The 17,653-nt window shown below is 75.1% G+C and carries 18 protein-coding genes; 7 read left to right on the forward strand and 11 right to left on the reverse strand.

Going from position 1 to position 17,653, the window contains the following annotated elements:
• Positions 1-47: 47 nt before the first annotated feature.
• Both ACFXAM_RS30690 and ACFXAM_RS30695 read right to left on the reverse strand, forming a co-directional pair.
• The gene (locus ACFXAM_RS30690) at positions 48-440 is read right to left on the reverse strand and encodes a hypothetical protein (RefSeq protein ID WP_380296171.1); all 393 of its coding nucleotides are present in this window, start codon (positions 438-440) and stop codon (positions 48-50) included.
• A gap of 31 nt (positions 441-471) precedes the next feature.
• Entirely contained in the window at positions 472-1,665 is a 1,194-nt protein-coding gene (locus ACFXAM_RS30695) for an FHA domain-containing protein (protein ID WP_380296173.1), read from the reverse strand.
• A 286-nt stretch (positions 1,666-1,951) separates the two neighbouring features.
• On the opposite strand from ACFXAM_RS30695, the gene ACFXAM_RS30700 reads away from it, so the two are divergent.
• Positions 1,952-2,689, forward strand: a complete 738-nt coding sequence (locus tag ACFXAM_RS30700; RefSeq protein WP_380296174.1) for a class I SAM-dependent methyltransferase — start codon at positions 1,952-1,954, stop codon at positions 2,687-2,689.
• Positions 2,690-2,871: 182 nt separating this feature from the next.
• Entirely contained in the window at positions 2,872-3,579 is a 708-nt protein-coding gene (locus tag ACFXAM_RS30705; protein ID WP_380296175.1) for a DUF3152 domain-containing protein, read from the forward strand.
• Positions 3,580-3,657: 78 nt separating this feature from the next.
• Here ACFXAM_RS30705 and pntB read toward each other — a convergent pair whose 3' ends face one another.
• From pntB to ACFXAM_RS30720, 3 genes are all read right to left on the reverse strand, one after another.
• The gene (gene pntB, locus ACFXAM_RS30710; protein WP_380296176.1) at positions 3,658-5,115 is read right to left on the reverse strand and encodes a Re/Si-specific NAD(P)(+) transhydrogenase subunit beta; all 1,458 of its coding nucleotides are present in this window, start codon (positions 5,113-5,115) and stop codon (positions 3,658-3,660) included.
• Between the two features lie 5 nt (positions 5,116-5,120).
• Complete coding sequence (locus tag ACFXAM_RS30715; RefSeq protein ID WP_380296196.1) at positions 5,121-6,701, reverse strand: Re/Si-specific NAD(P)(+) transhydrogenase subunit alpha; 1,581 nt, start codon at positions 6,699-6,701, stop codon at positions 5,121-5,123.
• A gap of 154 nt (positions 6,702-6,855) precedes the next feature.
• A complete protein-coding gene (locus tag ACFXAM_RS30720; RefSeq protein WP_380296177.1) occupies positions 6,856-7,497 on the reverse strand; it encodes a TetR family transcriptional regulator in 642 nt (213 codons plus the stop codon).
• 98 nt (positions 7,498-7,595) lie between these two features.
• Here ACFXAM_RS30720 and ACFXAM_RS30725 point away from each other — a divergent pair, with 98 nt between their 5' ends.
• On the forward strand, positions 7,596-9,104 hold the full coding sequence (locus ACFXAM_RS30725; protein ID WP_380296178.1) for an FAD-dependent monooxygenase: 1,509 nt from the start codon (positions 7,596-7,598) through the stop codon (positions 9,102-9,104).
• Positions 9,105-9,111: 7 nt separating this feature from the next.
• On the opposite strand, the gene ACFXAM_RS30730 is transcribed toward ACFXAM_RS30725, so the two are convergent.
• The 4 genes from ACFXAM_RS30730 to ACFXAM_RS30745 all read right to left on the reverse strand — a co-directional run bounded on the left by ACFXAM_RS30730 (position 9,112) and on the right by ACFXAM_RS30745 (position 11,310).
• Complete coding sequence (locus ACFXAM_RS30730) at positions 9,112-9,480, reverse strand: cupin domain-containing protein (RefSeq protein WP_380296179.1); 369 nt, start codon at positions 9,478-9,480, stop codon at positions 9,112-9,114.
• 104 nt (positions 9,481-9,584) lie between these two features.
• Complete coding sequence (locus ACFXAM_RS30735) at positions 9,585-10,250, reverse strand: hypothetical protein (RefSeq protein ID WP_380296181.1); 666 nt, start codon at positions 10,248-10,250, stop codon at positions 9,585-9,587.
• 68 nt (positions 10,251-10,318) lie between these two features.
• A complete protein-coding gene (locus ACFXAM_RS30740; RefSeq protein ID WP_380296183.1) occupies positions 10,319-10,732 on the reverse strand; it encodes a VOC family protein in 414 nt (137 codons plus the stop codon).
• Between the two features lie 89 nt (positions 10,733-10,821).
• Complete coding sequence (locus tag ACFXAM_RS30745; protein ID WP_380296185.1) at positions 10,822-11,310, reverse strand: DUF5680 domain-containing protein; 489 nt, start codon at positions 11,308-11,310, stop codon at positions 10,822-10,824.
• An 81-nt stretch (positions 11,311-11,391) separates the two neighbouring features.
• Here ACFXAM_RS30745 and ACFXAM_RS30750 point away from each other — a divergent pair, with 81 nt between their 5' ends.
• The gene (locus tag ACFXAM_RS30750; protein ID WP_380296187.1) at positions 11,392-11,655 is read left to right on the forward strand and encodes a hypothetical protein; all 264 of its coding nucleotides are present in this window, start codon (positions 11,392-11,394) and stop codon (positions 11,653-11,655) included.
• Positions 11,656-11,725: 70 nt separating this feature from the next.
• Here the strand turns inward: ACFXAM_RS30750 and ACFXAM_RS30755 are convergent, their stop codons facing one another.
• Positions 11,726-12,547 carry an alpha/beta fold hydrolase gene (locus tag ACFXAM_RS30755; protein WP_380296188.1) on the reverse strand — a complete coding sequence of 274 codons (822 nt, stop codon included), beginning with the start codon at positions 12,545-12,547 and terminating at the stop codon, positions 11,726-11,728.
• Between the two features lie 226 nt (positions 12,548-12,773).
• Between ACFXAM_RS30755 and ACFXAM_RS30760 the strand changes: the two genes are divergently transcribed.
• The 3 genes from ACFXAM_RS30760 to ACFXAM_RS30770 all read left to right on the forward strand — a co-directional run bounded on the left by ACFXAM_RS30760 (position 12,774) and on the right by ACFXAM_RS30770 (position 15,070).
• Complete coding sequence (locus ACFXAM_RS30760) at positions 12,774-13,253, forward strand: flavin reductase family protein (RefSeq protein ID WP_380296189.1); 480 nt, start codon at positions 12,774-12,776, stop codon at positions 13,251-13,253.
• A 60-nt stretch (positions 13,254-13,313) separates the two neighbouring features.
• A complete protein-coding gene (locus tag ACFXAM_RS30765; protein WP_380296190.1) occupies positions 13,314-13,817 on the forward strand; it encodes a YfbM family protein in 504 nt (167 codons plus the stop codon).
• A 155-nt stretch (positions 13,818-13,972) separates the two neighbouring features.
• Positions 13,973-15,070: a chemotaxis protein gene (locus ACFXAM_RS30770; RefSeq protein WP_380296192.1), complete on the forward strand. Its 1,098-nt coding sequence runs from the start codon at positions 13,973-13,975 to the stop codon at positions 15,068-15,070.
• 222 nt (positions 15,071-15,292) lie between these two features.
• Here ACFXAM_RS30770 and ACFXAM_RS30775 read toward each other — a convergent pair whose 3' ends face one another.
• The gene (locus ACFXAM_RS30775) at positions 15,293-17,653 is read right to left on the reverse strand and encodes a SpoIIE family protein phosphatase (protein WP_380296194.1); all 2,361 of its coding nucleotides are present in this window, start codon (positions 17,651-17,653) and stop codon (positions 15,293-15,295) included.

Here is a 17,653-nt window from a genome sequence, read left to right on the forward strand (position 1 = left end):
GGGTGTGGGCCGGGTGGCGGGACGACGACGCGGCGCGGGCCCGGCGGTCAGCCGCCGATGGCCCGGAGGATCGGGCCGCCCAGGGTGCCGAGCCAGCCGGCCAGCGCGGATATCGGCCCGATCAGGCCGGTCCCGGCGGCGACGAGCGCGCCGGCCGAGCTGAGCAGGCGGGTGACCCGGGTGAGCCGGCTCGCCACTTCCTCGCGGTCCGGCTCCGGGCGGGCGACCTCGGTGTCCAGCGCGTCGAGCTCGGAGCGGACCTCGGGCGCCACGGCGCCGGGCAGCGGGGCCCGCTCCACGGCGGCGCGGAGCTCCTCGACGAGATCCCGCACGTCCTGCCCGCCGGCCGTGAGGTGGCCGCTCTGGCCGCCGTGGACGACCTGGTTCCCGGCGACGTTGTTGACGACGCCGCCCTGCTGGCTGCCGATGTTGAAGACCATGACGCTCCCTTCGCCGGGGACCCGGGCCGCCTCAGCCGGACGGCGACGGGTCCGGGTTGAGCCGGCGCTCCTCGTCCTTCTCGTACCGGTGCTGGCGGATCACGGCCCGGATCATCACCGCGCCGCCGACCAGCAGCAGCACCACTCCGGCCACCCCGATCACGATGCCGGCGTTGTGCGCGATGTGCCCGATCCGCTCGGCCAGGGTGTCCGGGTTGGCCCCCTCCCAGCCGAGGTAGGCGCTGCCGACCACCGCGAGCACCAGGCCCGTGACCAGCACGTGCCGGGCCCAGAGCCGGGTGGCGGCCATCTTGCGGAAGAAGGTCTCGCGGCGGGCCACTGCGAGGTGGTCGTCGCGGTAGATGTAGTTGACCTGGTCCCGGCCGATGTTGCTGAGGTTCCCCTCCGCGATCTGCCGGTCGACGTCGTAGTGGGAGGCCGCGTCGTAGGTGTTCCGGCCGACGTCGTCGACCTTCGGCTCCGCCCGCTGCGGACCGGCGTCGAACGGGGGCTGCGCCGTCCCCTCGTGCCGGGGGGCCTTCGGGGGCGGGACGTTCAGGCTCGGCAGCGGTGTCAGGGGCGCCCGCTCCTGCTGCGGCGGGGGCGGCCCCACGACCGGGGGCGACGGCGGGGGCGGCTCGGACGGGGCGGCCGGTCCGGGCCAGGCGGGTCCGGGCGGCTTCTCGGGCCGGCCCCGTTCCGGCGGGGCCGTCTCCACCCGCGCCGCCGCGTGCACGGGCTGCGGGACCGGGTGCGCGGCCGGCTTCGGAGGTGGCTCCCGGGCGGGATCCCGCGCGGCCCCGGCGTGCCCGCCGAAGGCCGCCGGCGCCTCGGCCGTGACCAGGGCCGTGCCCGCCGGCTCGCGGGCGGAGACCGGCGCCCCGGCGATCTCGGTCACCGCGGCCGTCGGCTCCTCGTAGTGCACCTCCAGCGGGCCGAAACTCAGAACGTCCCCGGTGTGCAGGATCTGCTGCCCGAGGACGCGGTGGCCGTTCAGCTTGGTGCCGTTGGTGGAGCTCAGGTCTTCCACGGTGGTGTGCCCGCCCGCCCACCACACCACGGCGTGGCGCCGGCTGAGCAGCGGGTCCACCAGTTGCAGCCGGCAGGCGGAGTCCCGGCCGACCAGTAACGGTTCGTAGTCGAGTTCGTACACCTGGCCTCGGAGCCGGTCAGGGCCGTCGACGATCAGACGGGGTAAGGCCTGATCCTGCGAGGGCGGGCTCATGGCACGACCTCCTACCGGGGTGCGACCGGTGGAATCCGGTGGGCCGCCGGGGGCGGTGAAAACGCCTCGCCGCCCGCCGGCTCGAATGCGTTCACTTCCAGTAAAGGCCACTTCGGGCCCGGAGCACACCCCTGTCCGGTCATTGCTCCCGACCCGATGGCCGACGGGCCCGCCGTTGCGGGCCCGGGGTCGGCAGCTGACGGCCCGCAGGACACGTCCGGGCCGCGGGGCCGGCCGACGGAGCGGTACGATGAGAGCACTGTCCGTGACGGTCGGGAGGTCTCCCATGAGTGTGACGAACCGGTACCGGGACGCCTGGGAGGGCTTCTGGCGCGACGCGCCCGAGGGCGAGGGCTCGGTGATCTGGGACGCCGAGCCGGCCCTCACCGCCGAACGCCACCTCGCCCTGTTCGCGCCCCACCTGGCCGACCCGGAGCTGCCGCTCGTCGACCTCGGCTGCGGCAACGGCACCCAGACCCGCTTCCTCGCCGGCCGCTTCGCCCGCGTCCTCGGCGCCGACCTGTCCGCCGCCGCCGTCGAGCTCGCCCGGCGCTCGGACCCGGGGGAGCGGGCCGCCTACCTCCGGCTGGACGCCACCGACCCGGCGGCGGTGCGGGCGCTGCACCGGCGCCTCGGCGACGCGAACGTGTACCTGCGCGGCGTGATCCACCAGAGCGAGCCGGCCGACCGCGCCCCGGTCGCCGAGGCGGTCGCCACGCTGCTCGGCACGCACGGCCGGGCCTTCCTCGTCGAACTGTCCGAGGCGGCCAAGGGCGTCCTCGGCGACCTCGCCCGCGACCCGGCCGGCCCGCCCCCGAAGCTGCGCCCGGTGTTCGCCCACGGCCTGGCCCCGGCCGAGGTCGCCGACGCGTCCTTCGGCGAGCTCCTCGGCGCGGCCGGTCTGACCGTCCTCGCCTCCGGTGAGCTCCCGCTGTCCACCACGGAGTTCGCCTCCGGAGGCGAACGGATCGAGCTGCCCGCGCACTGGGCGGCCGTCGCCCCGGACGGCGCGCGGCCGTCCTGAGCCGTACGCGGCCGTCCTGAGCCGCGCCCGGCACGGCGCCCCGGTGGGCCGCGCCGGTGAACCGCGGGGCGGGTCCGGCACGTCCCTTCTGGCATGACCGTTCTGCTGCCCCTCCCACCGTCCCGCCTCGCCGCGCGGCCCGCCCGCGCGGCGATACCCACCGCCCTCGCCCGGCGGTCCGGGTGAGGGCCCCGGGCCTCGGCGCCCTCGGCGGGCGCACGGGGTACGCGGCGGTCGCGCTGGCGGTGGTGGCCGCCGTGACGGCGGGCCTGCTGTGGTGGAAGCCGTGGGTCGCCGAGAAGCCGTCGTCCAAGCCGCTGGCGTTCACGACGGCCGCCGGCGGCACCGCGCAGTTCGGGACCGGCGGGAAGCTCTACCGCTACAAGGTCCGGGCGGAGGACGGCCTCAAGATCGGGCCGGACCAGTTCGCCGCCGAGGTGGACAAGGTCCTCGGCGATGTGCGGCGCGGCTGGGCGGCGGGCGGCGGCTGGTCGTTCCAGCGGGTGGCCGCCGACCCGGTGGACTTCACCGTCTACCTCGCCACCCCCGGTTCCACCGACCGGATCTGCGGCCAGTACGGGCTGGACACCGGCGGCTGGGTGAACTGCGCCGCGAACCGCCAGGTCGTCATCAACCTCAAGCGCTGGACCGAGCTGTCGGAGTTCTACACCGGACAGCCCGAGGAGTACCACGCCCTCGCCGTCAACCACGAGGTCGGGCACATCCTCGGACAGGGCCACGTCGACTGCCCCGGCGCGGGGGCGCCCGCCCCGGTGATGATGCAGCAGATCAAGGGACTGCACGGCTGCGTGCCGAACGGCCGGCCGTTCGGCGAGGACGGCACCCTGCTGACCGGCCCGCCGCTGCCCGTCGCCACGCCCCAGCCGTGACCGCGCCCCGGCCGTGACCGCGCCCCGGCCGACGGCCCGCCGGGCCGGTGCCCCGCCCGGCGGGCCGTGCGCCCCGCGCTACACCCCGGCCCGGTCGGCGGCCTGCCCCGCGCCCTGCGGCAGCCCGGCGTCCAGGGCGCGCAGGATGTCCTCGACGCTCTGCTTGGCGTCGCCGAAGAGCATCGCGCTGTTCTCCCGGAAGAACAGCGGGTTCTGCACCCCCGCGTAGCCGGAGGCCATCGAGCGCTTGAACACGATCACCTGCTCCGCCTCCCAGACCCGCAGCACCGGCATGCCGGCGATCGGGCTGGCCGGGTCGTCCATCGCGGCCGGGTTGACGGTGTCATTGGCCCCGATGACCAGGACGACGCCGGTGGCGGAGAGGTCGTCGTTGATCTCGTCCATCTCCAGGACGATGTCGTAGGGCACCCTCGCCTCGGCGAGCAGCACGTTCATGTGGCCCGGCAGCCGCCCGGCGACCGGGTGCACGCCGAAGCGCACCTCCACACCGCGCTCGCGCAGCCGCCGGGTGAGCTCGGCGACCGGGTGCTGCGCCTGCGCCACCGCCATGCCGTACCCGGGCGTGATGACGACCGACTTGGCCTGCGCCAGCTGCCGGGCCGCCTCCTCGGCGTTCACCTCCCGGTGCTCGCCCTGCTCCCCGCCGCCGCCCGACGGGGCCTCGATGCCGAAGCCGCCGGCGATGACGGACAGGAAGGAGCGGTTCATCGCCCGGCACATGATGTACGACAGATAGGCACCCGAGGAGCCGACCAGCGCGCCGGTGACGATGAGCAGGTTGTTGTCGAGCAGGAACCCGGCGGCCGCCGCGGCCCAGCCGGAGTAGCTGTTGAGCATCGAGACGACCACGGGCATGTCGCCGCCGCCGATCGAGGCGACCAGGTGCCAGCCGAGCGCGAGGGCGAGCACCGTCACCGCGATCATCAGGCCGAGGCCCGGGCCGACCGTGAACCAGACCGTCAGCGCCACGAACGCGCCCAGCGCGCCGATGTTCAGCGCGTTCTTCCCGGGCAGCATCAGCGGGCGCGAGGCGATCCGCCCGGAGAGCTTGAGGAAGGCGACGATCGAGCCGGTGAAGGTGACCGCGCCGATGAAGATGCCGATGAACACCTCGGCGTGGTGGATGGTCAGCAGGTCGGCGGAGACGGCGCTCTGGGCCGCGCCGTGCGCCTCGACCTCCAGGTAGCTGTTCCAGCCGACCAGCACCGCGGCCAGGCCGACGAAGCTGTGCAGGACGGCGATGAGCTCCGGCATCTGTGTCATCTCGACCTGCCGCGCCCGCCACAGCCCGATCACGCCGCCCAGCGCCATCGCGAGGAGGATCAGGGCGACGGCGCCGGCGGTGATGCTCCGCGACGCCACCACGACGGTCGCAACCAGGGCGAGGGCCATCCCGGCGATGCCGTAGACGACGCCGGCGCGCGAGGTGCGGTGCTGGGAGAGTCCGGCCAGGCTGAGGATGAACAGCAGGGCGGCGACGAGGTCCGCGGCGTGGGCCGCCGTTGTGGAGGTCATCGGTCTCAGCGCCTTTCGGGGGACGTCGAGAACATGCTCAGCATGCGGCGGGTGACGGCGAAGCCGCCGAAGATGTTGACGCTCGTCAGCAGCAGCGCCACGAAGGACAGCACGGTCACCAGGGTCCGCTCGTGCCCGATCTGCAGCAGGGCGCCGATCACCACGATCCCGGAGATCGCGTTGGTGACCGACATCAGCGGGGTGTGCAGCGCGTGGTGGACCTTGCCGATCACGTAGTAGCCGATCACCACGGCGAGCGCGAACACCGTGAAGTTCCGGGCGAGTTGCGCCGGAGCGAAGCCGACCAGCAGGAACAGCGCCAGCATCCCCGCGCCGATCAGGCCGAACCGGGCCGCCGGGGTGAGCCGGGGCCGCCCGGGCTCCGTGCCCGCGCCGGCCGGTGCGGCGGGCGCCGCGGGGGCGGGGGCGGGTGCGGCGGAGACGGCCACGGGCGGCGGCGGCCAGGTGACCTCGCCCGCGCGGGCCACCGTCACCGCCCGCTGCACCACGTCCTCGAAGTCCAGCACCAGCCGGCCGTCCTTGGCCGGCGTCAGCAGCTTCAGCAGGTTCACCAGGTTGGTGCCGAACAGCTGCGAGGCCTGGGCCGGCAGCCGGGAGGCGAGGTCGGTGTAGCCGATGAGGGTGACGCCGTTGCCGGTGACCACGGTCCGGCCGGCCACCGTGCCCTCGACGTTGCCGCCCTGCGCGGCGGCCATGTCGACGATGACGCTGCCCGGTTTCATCGCCGCCACGTCCGCCGCCGTGAGCAGCCGGGGGGCCGGCCGGCCGGGGATCAGCGCGGTGGTGACCACGATGTCGACGTCCCGCGCCTGTGCGTGGTAGAGCTCGGCGGCCGCCCGGTCGTAGTCGGCCGAGGTCGCCCTGGCGTAGCCGTCGGTGCTCGCCTCCTGGGCGACGTCCACCGCCAGGTACTCGCCGCCCAGCGACCTGACCTGGTCGGCGACCTCGGGCCGGGGGTCGGTGGCGCGGACCACGGCCCCCAGGCTGGAGGCGGCGCCGATCGCGGCGAGCCCGGCCACGCCCGCCCCGGCGACCAGGACCTTCGCCGGGGGCACCTTGCCGGCGGCCGTCACCTGGCCGGTGAAGAACCGCCCGAACGCGTGGGCCGCCTCGATCACCGCCCGGTAGCCGGCGATGTTCGCCATCGAGCTGAGCACGTCCATCGACTGGGCCCGGGAGATCCGCGGCACCGCGTCCAGCGCGAGCGCGGTGACCGGGCGCGCGGCCAGCGCCGCCAGCAGCTCGGGGTGCTGCGCCGGGGCGAGCAGCCCGATCACGGTGGCGTCCTCGCGCAGCCGGGCCAGCTCGGCGGCCGAGGGGGCGTTGACCTTGAGGACGACGTCGGCCGCCCAGGCGTCGCCGGTCTCCGCGCCGGCCTCGGTGTAGGCCTCGTCGGTGAAGCCGGAGGCCGCGCCCGCCCCGGACTCGACCACGACCCGGTAGCCCAGGGCGAGGATGCCCCGGACCGTCGACGGTGTCGCGGCGACCCGGGTCTCCCCGGCGGTCGACTCGGCGACCACGCCGATGCGCTGCGGTGGGTGGTGCGTGGAGCCCTGTGCAGTCATCACTCGTGCCTCTCTGATCGGAGGAACCGTTGACGGCGGGATCCGCCCTTCCGAGGAGTCTCGCTCCCCCGGGGGCAGGAACCTACCCAACACGGCCCCGCGAAGCGACAGTGCCTACCCGTGATGTGCTTCACCGGTTCGGGTCCGGACGGGTTCAGAACCCCAGGGCGGCGGCCCCGTCGCGCAGCAGGGCGAAGGCCGTGGCCGTTTCGTCGGCGGCGATCCGGCCGACCTCCTCGACGTCCTGACCGTCGGCGAGCCGGGTCCAGACGGCGCGGGCGAGCACCTGGCGGACGGCCACGTACTGGGCGGCGAGCAACCGGGCCGCCATGCCGCCGTCCGGGTCCAGGGCCTCGGTGAGCGCCCGGCTGTCGGCGGCGAGGTAGTCCACCAGGTGGGCGGAGAGGCTGGGGGTCTCGTAGACCAGCCGGAGGAAGGCGATCGCCTGGGGGTGGGCGGTCATGCCGGTGCTGGGGTCGTGGTCCGCCAGCCCGTCCAGGCGGTGGCGCTCCAGCGCGTCCAGCGGGGTGACGCCGGCGGGTCGGTCCCGCACCACCCGTCCGGCCTCGCCGAGGTGGTCGGCGAAGCGGTGCAGGACGAGCTCCTCCTTGCTGGCGAAGTAGCGGAAGAGGGTCGGCTTGGAGACCTCGGCGGCGGCGGCGATCTCGGCCACCGAGACCTGGTCGAAGCCGCGGGTGAGGAAGAGGGCGATGGCGGTGTCGGCGATGGCCTGGCGGGTGCGCTGCTTCTTCAGGGTGCGCAGGCCCGGGTCGGTGTCGTGCTCGGGGGACTCCATGGGCCAAGCATAACCCAGGAATGTTTGTTACTCGGTTGCATTGGTTACCTGGTTGCTGTTCCATGGAGGGGTATCGACGACCGGAAGGGGCGGGACACATGACGACCGTGGTGATCACGGGGGCGGGACCGACCGGACTGACCCTGGCCTGCGGACTGGCCCGGCAGGGCGTGGCGGTGCGGGTGATCGACCGGGCGGAGCGCTTCCCGGTCGGCTCGCGGGGCAAGACCCTCAACCCGCGCAGCCTGGAGGTCCTGGCGGACCTCGGCCTCGGCGAGCGGCTGGCGGCCGCGGGCCGCACCCACCTGCCGTTCCGCAAGTACTTCGACGGCGAGTTCGTCAACGAGACGGAGCCGTTCGCCGGTGCCCGGGCGACCGGCACCACCCCGTACCCGGCGAGCCTGTGGCTGCCGCAGACCCGGGTGGAGCGGCTGCTGCGCGAGCGGCTCGCCGAGCACGGGGTGCGGGTCGAGCTCGCCACCGAACTGGTGGACCTGCGGCAGGACGGCGCCGGGGTGGAGGTCCGGCTCGCCGACGGCGGGCGGATCGCCGCCGAGTACCTGGTCGCCTGCGACGGCGGGCGCTCCACGGTGCGCAAGCTCCTCGGGATCCCCTTCGTCGGCGACGGCGACCCGGAGCCGGTGATGGTCTGCGGCGACGTCGAGGTCGAGGGGCTGGACCCGGCCGCCTGGCACCAGTGGTTCGGGCCCCGGGGCGCGTTCATGCTCTGCCCGTTCCCCGGCACCCGGCGCTGGCAGCTGCAGTCGAGCCCCGAGACGGACGCCGACGGCCGGCCGGTCGCGCCGTCGCTGGAGAGCTTCCAGCGGCTGGCGGCGCTGCACACCGGCCGCGCGGACCTCCGGCTCGGCAACGCCACCTGGCTGTCCACCTGGCGGGTCAACGTCCGGATGGCCGAGCGCTTCCGCGAGGGACGGGTCCTCCTCGCCGGGGACTGCGCGCACGTCCACCCGACGGCCGGCGGGCTCGGCATGAACACCGGGATCCAGGACGCCTGGAACCTCGCCTGGAAGCTCGGCCACGTGCTGCGCGGGTTCGCCGCCCCGGGACTGCTGGACACCTACCAGGAGGAGCGGCTGCCGGTCGCGGCCTGGACGCTCGGCGTCACCAGCGCCGGCATGGCGGCCGTCACCGCGGGGATCAGCACCCCCGGCACCGGCGTCGAGGCCGGGCGGGTGGGCGAGCTCACCGGCCTCGCGGTGAGCTACCGGGGGAGCAGCCTGGCCGTCGACCGGGCCGGGGAGGATCCGGCCGCCGATGTCCCGGCCGGGGCCGTCCGGGCCGGAGACCGGGCGCCGGACAGCCGCTACCACGGGCCCGACGGCGCGCCGGCCCGCCTGTTCGACCGCTTCGCCGGCGACCACTTCACCCTGCTGGGCCTCGGGCCGGGCGCCCGGCCCGGGCCGGACGGACTGCCCGGCCACGTCCGCCCGGTCGCGATCGACGACCCCGACGGCGCGGTCCGCCGGGCGTACGGGATCACCGGTGAGGCCCTGGTCCTCGTCCGGCCGGACAACCACATCGCCCTGACCGCCCGGCCGGACGACCACGAGGCGGTGCTCGGCTACCTGGCCGGGCTCGGCAGGTAGCGGCGCGTCAGGGGCGGGGCCGGACGGTCATGCCCGGCCGCCGCCGGTGGACCGTCAGGTAGACGGCGCCCTCCGGTCCCGCCGACACGCCGCGCGCCGCGCCGTGGGGCACGAGTCGCAGCACACCCGGCTCCAGCGCGTGCGCGACGCCGCCGCACCGCAGCGTGCCCTGCCCGGCGATCCCGAGCACCAGCACGTCCAGGTCCGGTTCGACGTGCTCGGCCACCGACGCGCCGGGCCGCAACCGCACCACGTTGGCGTCCAGTTGGCGCTCCGCGCCGGTCAGCCGCCACAGCGCCCCGGCCTGGTCGGCGGCCGCCTCGCGCAGCAGTGCGTCCAGGACCACGCCCTCGCCGAGGGCCTCCGCATCCGTCATGCCGGACATCATCGCACCGGTGCCCGGCGGTTCCGGGCGAGGCGGCCCCCGTCGTCCACGGGGGCCGCCTGCGGGCGGGCCGGTGCGATCCGGCCCGGCTCCCGCTAGCGCCCCGCCGTCTCCGGGGCGGGCAGGGTGACGGGAAGGCCGGCCTCGATGCGCTCCAGCAGGCGGCCCCCGTGGACGCCGGGGGTGTCGAAGTGGCGCAGGGCGTCGCCGTCGTCCTCGCCCTCGACGCGCAGCACCTCGGGCACGAGCACGCTCGCGGCGGCGGCCGGCGGGGCCGCCAGGTCGGCCGCCAGGTACGCGGGCGCCAGCACCGGGCCGTGCAGGGTGCCGCCGATCAGGTCCGGGCCGAACTCGGAGGACAGCACGGTGACCTGGGCGCGCAGGTCACCGTTGATCATCACCAGCTTCTCGGTCATGTTGCCGACGAAGGCGCCGACCAGGACGTCCCCGCGGACGAGGAGCTTGGCGTCGCCCTCCAGGTAGACGGCGTCGGCGCGGAGGTCGCCGAGGACGATCAGGGCGGGGCAGCCGTCGTCGATGTTGAGGATCGCGCCGTCGACGGTGAGGTTTCCGTCGACGACGCAGCCGGTGCCCTCCAGATCGGCGGCGTCGAGGTCGAAGTGCCCCTCGATCGCGAGGTCGCCGGCGTGGACGTCGTACTCCTCCTCGTAGAGGTTCCGGTAGGAGTCCCGGGGCAGGCCGCGGCGCTCGAAGAGGGCGACGGACTCGTCCCAACTGTGCAGTGTGGTCGTGAGGTTCATGGGCGGAACTGTGCCATGCGGCACTGTCAGCCGCCCCCGCCGGGCCGGTCCGGCGGGGGCGGGCCTCCTCAGGGGCGGGGCTGGGTGATGTTGACCAGCCAGGTGATGCCGAAGCGGTCGGTGCACATACCGAAGACGTCGCCCCACATCTGCCGCTCGATGGGGACCAGGACGGTGCCGTCGGCGGAGAGCTGCTCCCAGTAGCCGCGCAGTTCGGCCTCGTCGTCGCCGCTGACGGACACCGAGATGTTGTTGCCGGGCGTGTAGGGCATGCCGGGCGGGGTGTCGGCGGCCATCAGCGTGAAGCCGGCGGTGGTCGTCAGCATCCCGTGCATGATCCGGTCGGCGCCGGGGCCCTGTCCGGCACCGGAGTCGCCGTAGGTGTTGAGGTTCAACTCGCCGCCGAAGACCTCGCGGTAGAACTCCAGGGCCTGCCGGGCGTCGCCGGTGTAGTTGATGTACGGGTTCAGGACGGAAGGCATGATTGGTCCCTTTCCTGGGGGAATGTCCATTCCGTAGCGTAGGGAATGCCGCGCCGGGGTGCCGGGCGACGCCCCGGCGCGAGCACCGCTCAGTCGAGGATCCGGCCGCCGTGGTAGCGCAGTTCGTAGGCGCGCTCGCCGGTGGCGGTCAGGATGTGCTCGACGCCCCGGAACCGGTCGACGGTCCCGGTCGACTCGTCGATGTAGCCGAAGTCTCCGACGGTGTACCGGAATCCGCCGAGGAAGCGGCCCTCGGCGTAGAGGGCGGTGAGCGCCGCCTTGACGGTCTCGCCCGCGGCGGAGGCCGTGATGCCGTCGGTGAGCAGGCAGCCGTAGTAGTTCATGCCCCACAGCGGGCGGTCCCCGAGGTGCACGGTCTCCTGCCCGAGGAAGTCGGTGCCGCCGAAGTAGCTGTCCCGGTAGACGAGTTCGCCCTCGCGGTACTCCAGGTCGTGCGAGCTCGTCCGGACCGGCGCCACCTGGCCGCCGCCGCCCGCGTAGGTCGCGGCCTTGGCGCGGACGACGAAGCCGTTCAGCTCGGTGGACGTCGGTTCGATGGAGATGGGGTTGGTAGGCATGTGCGGTGTCCTACCATCAGGCACTGACAATCGGCCCGGGATGCGGCCGAGGAAGTCCGGTGGGCGGAAGGGGCAGTGGCGATGGAGGTCTCCAACAGCATCGCGGGCACGGTGCACATCGCGGGCCGGGTGATCCAGACCGGCTCCCTGTCGACCGGGCCGGGCCCCGGCCCGGCGGTCGAGGGCGCCGAGGCCGCGATCCGCGCGGGCCTGGCCGCCGAGGGCGCCCCGGTGACGCTGACCCGCGGCGAGTACGCGGCGGTGCTGGGGCTGCTCGACCGGGTGGCGACGGCGGCCGGCTCCGAGGCCGTGCGGGCCCTGGCCGAACGGCTGTCGGGCCGCTGACGCGCGGGCCCCGGCCGTGCGGCGGCGCTGAGAACGCCGGACGGCCGGGGCCCGGGACCGGGGCGGACGGTCAGGAGGCGGCGAACTCCACGAGGTCCTTGGTGAACGCGGCCTCGTAGGTGCCGACCAGGCCGTGCGGCGCGCCCGGGTAGACCTTCAGGGTGCCCTGGGGGAGCAGCTTGACGGCCTTCTCGGCGGAGGCGGCGATCGGGACGATCTGGTCGTCGTCGCCGTGCGCGACCAGGACCGGGACGTCGATCTTCTTGAGGTCCTCGGTGAAGTCGGTCTCCGAGAACGCCTCGATGCAGTCCAGCGCACCCTTCAGGCCGGCCTGCATGCCCTGCAGCCAGAACTCGCGGCGCTTGCCCTCGGAGACCTCCGCGCCCGGGCGGTTGAAGCCGTAGAAGGCCTCGCTCAGGTCGTAGTAGAACTGCGAGCGGTCGGCGGCGACACCGGCGCGGATGCCGTCGAAGGCCGAGAGCGGGGTGCCCTCGGGGTTGGCGTCGGTGCGCAGCATCAGCGGTGGGACGGCGCCCAGCAGCACGGCCTTGCGGACCCGGGAGCTGCCGTGCCGGCCCAGGTAGCGGGCGACCTCGCCGCCGCCGGTGGAGTGGCCGACCAGCACCGCGTCGGTCAGGTCGAGCTGGTCCATCAGCTCGGCCAGGTCGTCGGCGTACTGGTCCATGTGGTTGCCGTCCCACGTCTGGGTGGAGCGGCCGTGGCCGCGCCGGTCGTGGGCGATGACCCGGAAGCCGGCCGAGGCGAGGGCCACGGCCTGGCCCTCCCAGGCGTCGGCGTTCAGCGGCCAGCCGTGCGACAGGACGACGGGCCGTCCCGTGCCCCAGTCCTTGTAGAACTTCTGGGAACCGTCGGACAGGGTGATGAAGGGCATGACGGCCTTTCGGTCGTGCTCGTGGAGCAGAGGGGATGCGGGCGGCCGGGTCGCGATCGGGGGCGTTCCGGCCGGCTGACTCCAGCATGACCCCCCGGGCGCCGGTCGGCACGGTCCGGAGCCGTCCTGTGCACCGTCAGGCAAGCCCTGTACGGTCCGGGGCACGCCGGCCCGGAGGAGGGGAGGGGAGGGTGCGAACCGGCGGGCCCGTTCCTAGGCTGGAGGCATGGGCGACTTCGACAGGTTCACGGCCCTGCTGGACTACCCGGTGTACGTGGTCACCGCACCGGGGCCGCCGCCGGCCGGGTGCCTGGTCGGCTTCGCGGGGCAGTGCTCGATCGACCCGGTGCGGTTCGTGGTGTGGATGTCCAAGGCGAACCACACCCATGACACGGCCCTGGCGGCCGACGCGCTGGGCGTCCATCTGCTGCCGTACGGCCACGGGCTGGCCGCGCTGTTCGGCGGCCGCAGCGGTGACGACACCGACAAGTTCGCCGGCGTGGAGTGGTACCACGGGCCGTACGGGGTGCCGGTGCTCGCGGAGGCGCCCGCCTGGTTCGTCGGCCGGGTGCTGGACTGCGCCGACTGGGGCGACCACACCGGCCTGCTGCTGGCCCCGGTGGCCGTGGAGGCCCCGCCGGCCGGTGCCGCCGCGGTGCTGTCCTTCCGTGATGTCGCCGGCATCGAGGCCGGTCACCCCGCCTGAGCCCGCCGGCCGCGGAAGCCCTCGCCCGGCGCTGTCGGTGGCCCGGCCTAGGCTCCGGCCATGAGCATGATCGGGCGGTACCTCCGGCTCAGCGCGGGGGAGTTGGAGCGGGCCCTCCGGGAGCCGGAGTGGGCGCTGGAGTTCGTCGAGGAGCTGGACGGGGCGGCGGACGGGGCGCGGGCGGGCGGCGGATGGGCGCGGCTGCACGAGACCGGCAGGGCGTGGCAGGCGCTGGACTTCCTGCTCCGCCGCCGGGAGTTCCCGGTCGACCTGGTGCACGGCGAGGGGGAGCTGCCGGGGGCGGACGACTGGGGCCACGGGCCGCCGTCCCTGATCACCCCGGAGCGGGTCCGGCTCGCTGCCGGGGTGCTGGCCGGGCTCGACCCGGGGCGGCTGACCGAGGGTGTCACGGCGGCGGACCTCGCCGGGGCGCGGGTGTATCCGCAGGGCCTGTGGGCGGAGGAGGACTCGCTGCACCTGGTGACGGCGGAGTACCGGGCCCTCGCGGACTTCCTGCGGGCGGTGGCGACCCGGCGGCACGGGGTGCTGGTCTGGATCGAGTGACGAGTGACGAGTGACGAGCGCCGAGGGACGAGCGCCGACCGGCGGCGGGCAGGGTGGCATGTCGGTACATTGAGGACATTACGGACATTCGGGAGCAGTCCCGGGCCAAGCGTGTTCACGCAAAGAAGGCCGAGCCGCCTTCGGAAAGGGTCTCCATGCAGCGTGCCCTCAGCCCCGCCGTCCTCGCCGAGCTGCGCCGGCCGAGGCCGTACCCGGCGGTGTCCATCCTGATGCCCACGCACCGCCGGGAGCCGGACAACGCCCAGGACCCGGTCCGGCTGCGCAATCTGCTGGCCGAGGCCAAGGAGAAGGTCCAGGCCGATCCCGAGGTCTCCCGCGCGGACCGGATCGACGTGCTGGAGCAGCTCGACCGGGCCCTCGCCGAGGTCGACCTGGTGCACGCCGAGGACGGCCTGGCGATCCTCGCCGCCCCCGGCGAGCACCAGGTCTGGTCGCTCGGGCGCACCGCGCCCGCCCGGGTGGTGCTGTCGGACACCTACCTCACCCGCAACCTGGTCGCCGCCCAGGCCGCCGAACGCCCCTACTGGGTGCTCGCGGTCGCCGCCGACCGGGTGGTGCTGTGGGGCGGCGACCAGGAGCGGGTCACCGAGGACCACGACCACGGCTTCCCGCTGGTCCGGGTCTTCGACAACCCCGACCCCGAGCGGCAGGAGCGGATCGGCGACACGCCCAGCACCTTCCGCGACGAGGAGACCAAGACCTTCCTCCGGCAGGCCGACACCGAGGTCGGCAAGCTGCTCGCGGCCGAGCGCCGCCCGCTCTACGTGACCGGCGAGGCCGCCGCGCTCGCCCTGCTGGACGCCGTCGGCCCGATCGCCAAGGAGGCCACCGAGCAGCTCCCGCACGGCGGTCTCGCCCAGGCGGATGCCGAGACGGTCCGCAAGGTGGTCGAGCCCGCCGTGCGCGCGCAGGCCGAGCGCGAGACCACCGAGGCGCTCGCCCAGCTCGACGCCGCGCGCGGCCGCCAGACCTTCGCCGCCGGCCTGGACGAGGTCTGGCGGGCCGCCGGTGACGGCCGGCTCGGCCGGCTGGTGGTCGAGGAGAACTTCCGCACCACCGTGCGCGACGACGGCGAGCACCTGGTGCCGGCCTCGGCCGAGGAGTCCGGCGCGCGCGAGGACATCGTCGACGAGGTGGTCGAACGCACCCTCGACACCGGCGGCCAGGTCAGCTTCGTGCCCGACGGCACCCTGTCCGACGCCGGACGGATCGCCGCCGTCCTGCGCTACTGACCCCGCGCGGGACCGACCGCAGTCCGGCCGTCGACGACGCCGCAGCGGTTGCTCCGGCCGGGGCGCTCGTGGCCGAGGTGGGCGGTGCCGCGCACGCGGACGCCGGGATCACGGGCGTGGCCGGTCGGGAAGGTCCGCTGCCGCGCGCCCGCACTCCCGTTCTCCGCGGCGGGGGAGCAGGAGCCCGGTGATCCACGGCCCCCGCACCCCGGCGGATCCGCCTCAGCGGACGGCGATCCCGACCAGGCAGGTGTCGTCGTCGGTGTCGGCGTTGCTGTAGCGCAGCAGGTGGTCCAGGTGCTCCTCCAGGCCGTCCGCGCCGCCGGACGAGGCTCCGCCGGCCTGCTCGGCGAGGGCCATCAGGCCCGCCAGCGAGGCCTGGAAGGACTCGTCGCGGCGCTCGATGAGCCCGTCGGTGTACATCACCAGCTGGTCGCCCGGTTCCAGCACCAGCTCGCCCTCCTCGTAGTCCGCCTGGTCGACGGCGCCGAGCAGGATGCCGCCCAGCTGCGGCAGCGTGGTCGCCCGCCCCTGGCGCAGCAGCACCGGCGGCGGGTGGCCCGCGCGCGCCCAGCGCAGCCGCCGCGCCCCCGGCCGGTAGAGGCCGCAGACGGCGGTGGCGGTGACGTTGTCGGTCAGGTGGTGGGTCACGCTGTTCAGCCAGCCCAGCAGCTGGGCCGGCCCGGCGCCGGTGGCGGCCAGCCCCCGCAGCGCGTTGCGCAGCGCGACCATCCCGGTGGCGGCCTCGATGCCGTGGCCGGCGACGTCGCCCACGCACAGCAGGACGTCCCCCGAGGGCAGCGGCAGGGCGTCGTACCAGTCGCCGCCGACCAGGTGGCCCTTCTCGGCCGGCCGGTAGCGCACGCCCACCCGCAGGTCCGGCAGGTCCAGCGGGCCGCGCGCCGGCGGCATGATCGCGTGCTGGAGCTGCAGGGCGAGCCGGCTGCGCTCGGCCGCCTGCTGCTCGCTCTGGGCGAGCTGGTCCCGGGTGGCGGCGAGCGCGACCTCCGTCCAGTGCTGGGCGGAGATGTCCTGGTAGGCGCCGCGCACGGTGCGCAGCCCGCTGCCCGGCTCGTGCACCGGCTCCGCGACGACCCGGATGTGCCGGGTGACGCCGTCCGGGCGCTGCAGCCGGAAGGCGGTGGACGCCGGGCGGTGGTGGTGCAGCAGGGTGCGCAGGAACCGCCCGAGGGCGTGCCGGTCGTCGGGGTGGGCGTGGTCGGGGAGCTGGTCGAGCGCGATCGGCGGCGCGGTGGACGGCAGCCCGTGCAGCTCGTACAGGGTGTCGTTCCAGGCGATCCGGCGGGCGCGCAGGTCCTCCTCGAAGCCGCCGATCCGGCCCAGCCGCTGCGCGTGCTGGAGCAGCCGGGCCACCCGCGGGGTGCCGTCGTCCAGCCGCCAGACCACCGCGACGTGGCTGCCGTGGCGGCTGACGCTCACCTGCGCCCGGGTGACCAGCGGGACCCCGTCGACCAGGGCGGCCAGCCGCAGGTCGGGGGTGCGGAACGGCTCGCCGGTGGCGAAGACGTGCTCGACCTTCTCGGCCAGCCCGCCCGGTTCGGCGGCCAGCGGGTACGCCTCCAGCAGCCGGGCGCCGGTGATCGCCCCGGTGGGCCGGCCCGCGAAGTCGACGAAGGCCGGGTTGACGTGCCGGATCACGAAGGGCGGCGGCAGGTCGTCGCCGTCGGGCGCCACCCGCAGCACCATGCACGGGTCGAGCAGTCCGTCGGTCAGCTGCCGCAGCTCGTCGAACTGTGCGTCGACGGCCTCCGGCACGCGCGGCTCCCGCCCGCCCGCGGACTCCAGGGTGGCGGCGGCCACCTCGGCGAGTGCCTCGAACTGCCGCTGCAACGGCTGGGACAGCTCCGGCAGTTGCTCGGGCCAGCAGAGCTCCAGGACCCCGATCAGCCGCCCGCCCTTGCCCGCCGGGACGGCCAGTCGGCCGCCGCGGATCTCGTGCTGGCCGACCGAGGGCAGCGAGGCCTCGGCGAGGGTCGGGTAGCCGACCGCCGCCCGCTCGTCCAGGGCGCGGCGGGCCGGAGTGGGCACGCCCGGCGGCACGTGGCGCCAGCGGCGGGCCTCCTCCTCGTGGAAGCCGGCGCTCCCGGCCAGCGACAGCGAGAGGTCGGGGTGGGCCGCCCAGACCGCGACGGCGGTCACGCCGAGCGGGCGCAGCGCGTGGTCCAGCATGGCCCGGGCGGCCGCCGCGGCGTCCCCGCCCGCCAGGGCGTCCGCCTCGGTGCTGCGCAGCCGGACCGCCACCGGTTCGTCCGGCTCGTCCGGGGGCACCGCGGCCCCCTCGACGAACGCCCGGGCGAGTGCCGATATCTGGTCCGCGGCGGCCTGGTTGACCAGGTCGGCGGCGAGCGCCAGGGCCGACACCCCGGCCTGCTCGGCGAGGCTCTCCAGCTGCCCGGCGGCCTCCGTGGGCCCGCAGCGCAGCCGTTCGACCAGCACGCCGACGCCCATCTCCACCACCGCCCGGCCCGCCGAGTGGGCCTGGGCCCGTTCGAGCTCCAGCCGCAGCCGCTCCACCGTGCCGGCGAGCCGGCCGACCGCGGTCGCCTCGCCGCGCGTCGCCAC

Origin of the sequence: Kitasatospora sp. NPDC059462 (assembly GCF_042749955.1) — a bacterium.
Lineage (GTDB): Bacteria > Actinomycetota > Actinomycetes > Streptomycetales > Streptomycetaceae > Kitasatospora.

Coding starts and splice junctions, on each gene's coding strand:
- ACFXAM_RS30760 (WP_380296189.1), top strand. CDS start 12,774: ATGGGCGACTTCGACAGGTTCACGGCCCTGCTGGACTACCCGGTGTAC.
- ACFXAM_RS30765 (WP_380296190.1), top strand. CDS start 13,314: ATGAGCATGATCGGGCGGTACCTCCGGCTCAGCGCGGGGGAGTTGGAG.
- ACFXAM_RS30755 (WP_380296188.1), bottom strand. CDS start 12,547: ATGCCCTTCATCACCCTGTCCGACGGTTCCCAGAAGTTCTACAAGGAC.
- ACFXAM_RS30770 (WP_380296192.1), top strand. CDS start 13,973: ATGCAGCGTGCCCTCAGCCCCGCCGTCCTCGCCGAGCTGCGCCGGCCG.
- ACFXAM_RS30715 (WP_380296196.1), bottom strand. CDS start 6,701: ATGACTGCACAGGGCTCCACGCACCACCCACCGCAGCGCATCGGCGTG.
- pntB (WP_380296176.1), bottom strand. CDS start 5,115: ATGACCTCCACAACGGCGGCCCACGCCGCGGACCTCGTCGCCGCCCTG.
- ACFXAM_RS30740 (WP_380296183.1), bottom strand. CDS start 10,732: ATGCCTTCCGTCCTGAACCCGTACATCAACTACACCGGCGACGCCCGG.
- ACFXAM_RS30745 (WP_380296185.1), bottom strand. CDS start 11,310: ATGCCTACCAACCCCATCTCCATCGAACCGACGTCCACCGAGCTGAAC.
- ACFXAM_RS30700 (WP_380296174.1), top strand. CDS start 1,952: ATGAGTGTGACGAACCGGTACCGGGACGCCTGGGAGGGCTTCTGGCGC.
- ACFXAM_RS30720 (WP_380296177.1), bottom strand. CDS start 7,497: ATGGAGTCCCCCGAGCACGACACCGACCCGGGCCTGCGCACCCTGAAG.
- ACFXAM_RS30695 (WP_380296173.1), bottom strand. CDS start 1,665: ATGAGCCCGCCCTCGCAGGATCAGGCCTTACCCCGTCTGATCGTCGAC.
- ACFXAM_RS30735 (WP_380296181.1), bottom strand. CDS start 10,250: ATGAACCTCACGACCACACTGCACAGTTGGGACGAGTCCGTCGCCCTC.
- ACFXAM_RS30730 (WP_380296179.1), bottom strand. CDS start 9,480: ATGACGGATGCGGAGGCCCTCGGCGAGGGCGTGGTCCTGGACGCACTG.
- ACFXAM_RS30690 (WP_380296171.1), bottom strand. CDS start 440: ATGGTCTTCAACATCGGCAGCCAGCAGGGCGGCGTCGTCAACAACGTC.
- ACFXAM_RS30750 (WP_380296187.1), top strand. CDS start 11,392: ATGGAGGTCTCCAACAGCATCGCGGGCACGGTGCACATCGCGGGCCGG.
- ACFXAM_RS30725 (WP_380296178.1), top strand. CDS start 7,596: ATGACGACCGTGGTGATCACGGGGGCGGGACCGACCGGACTGACCCTG.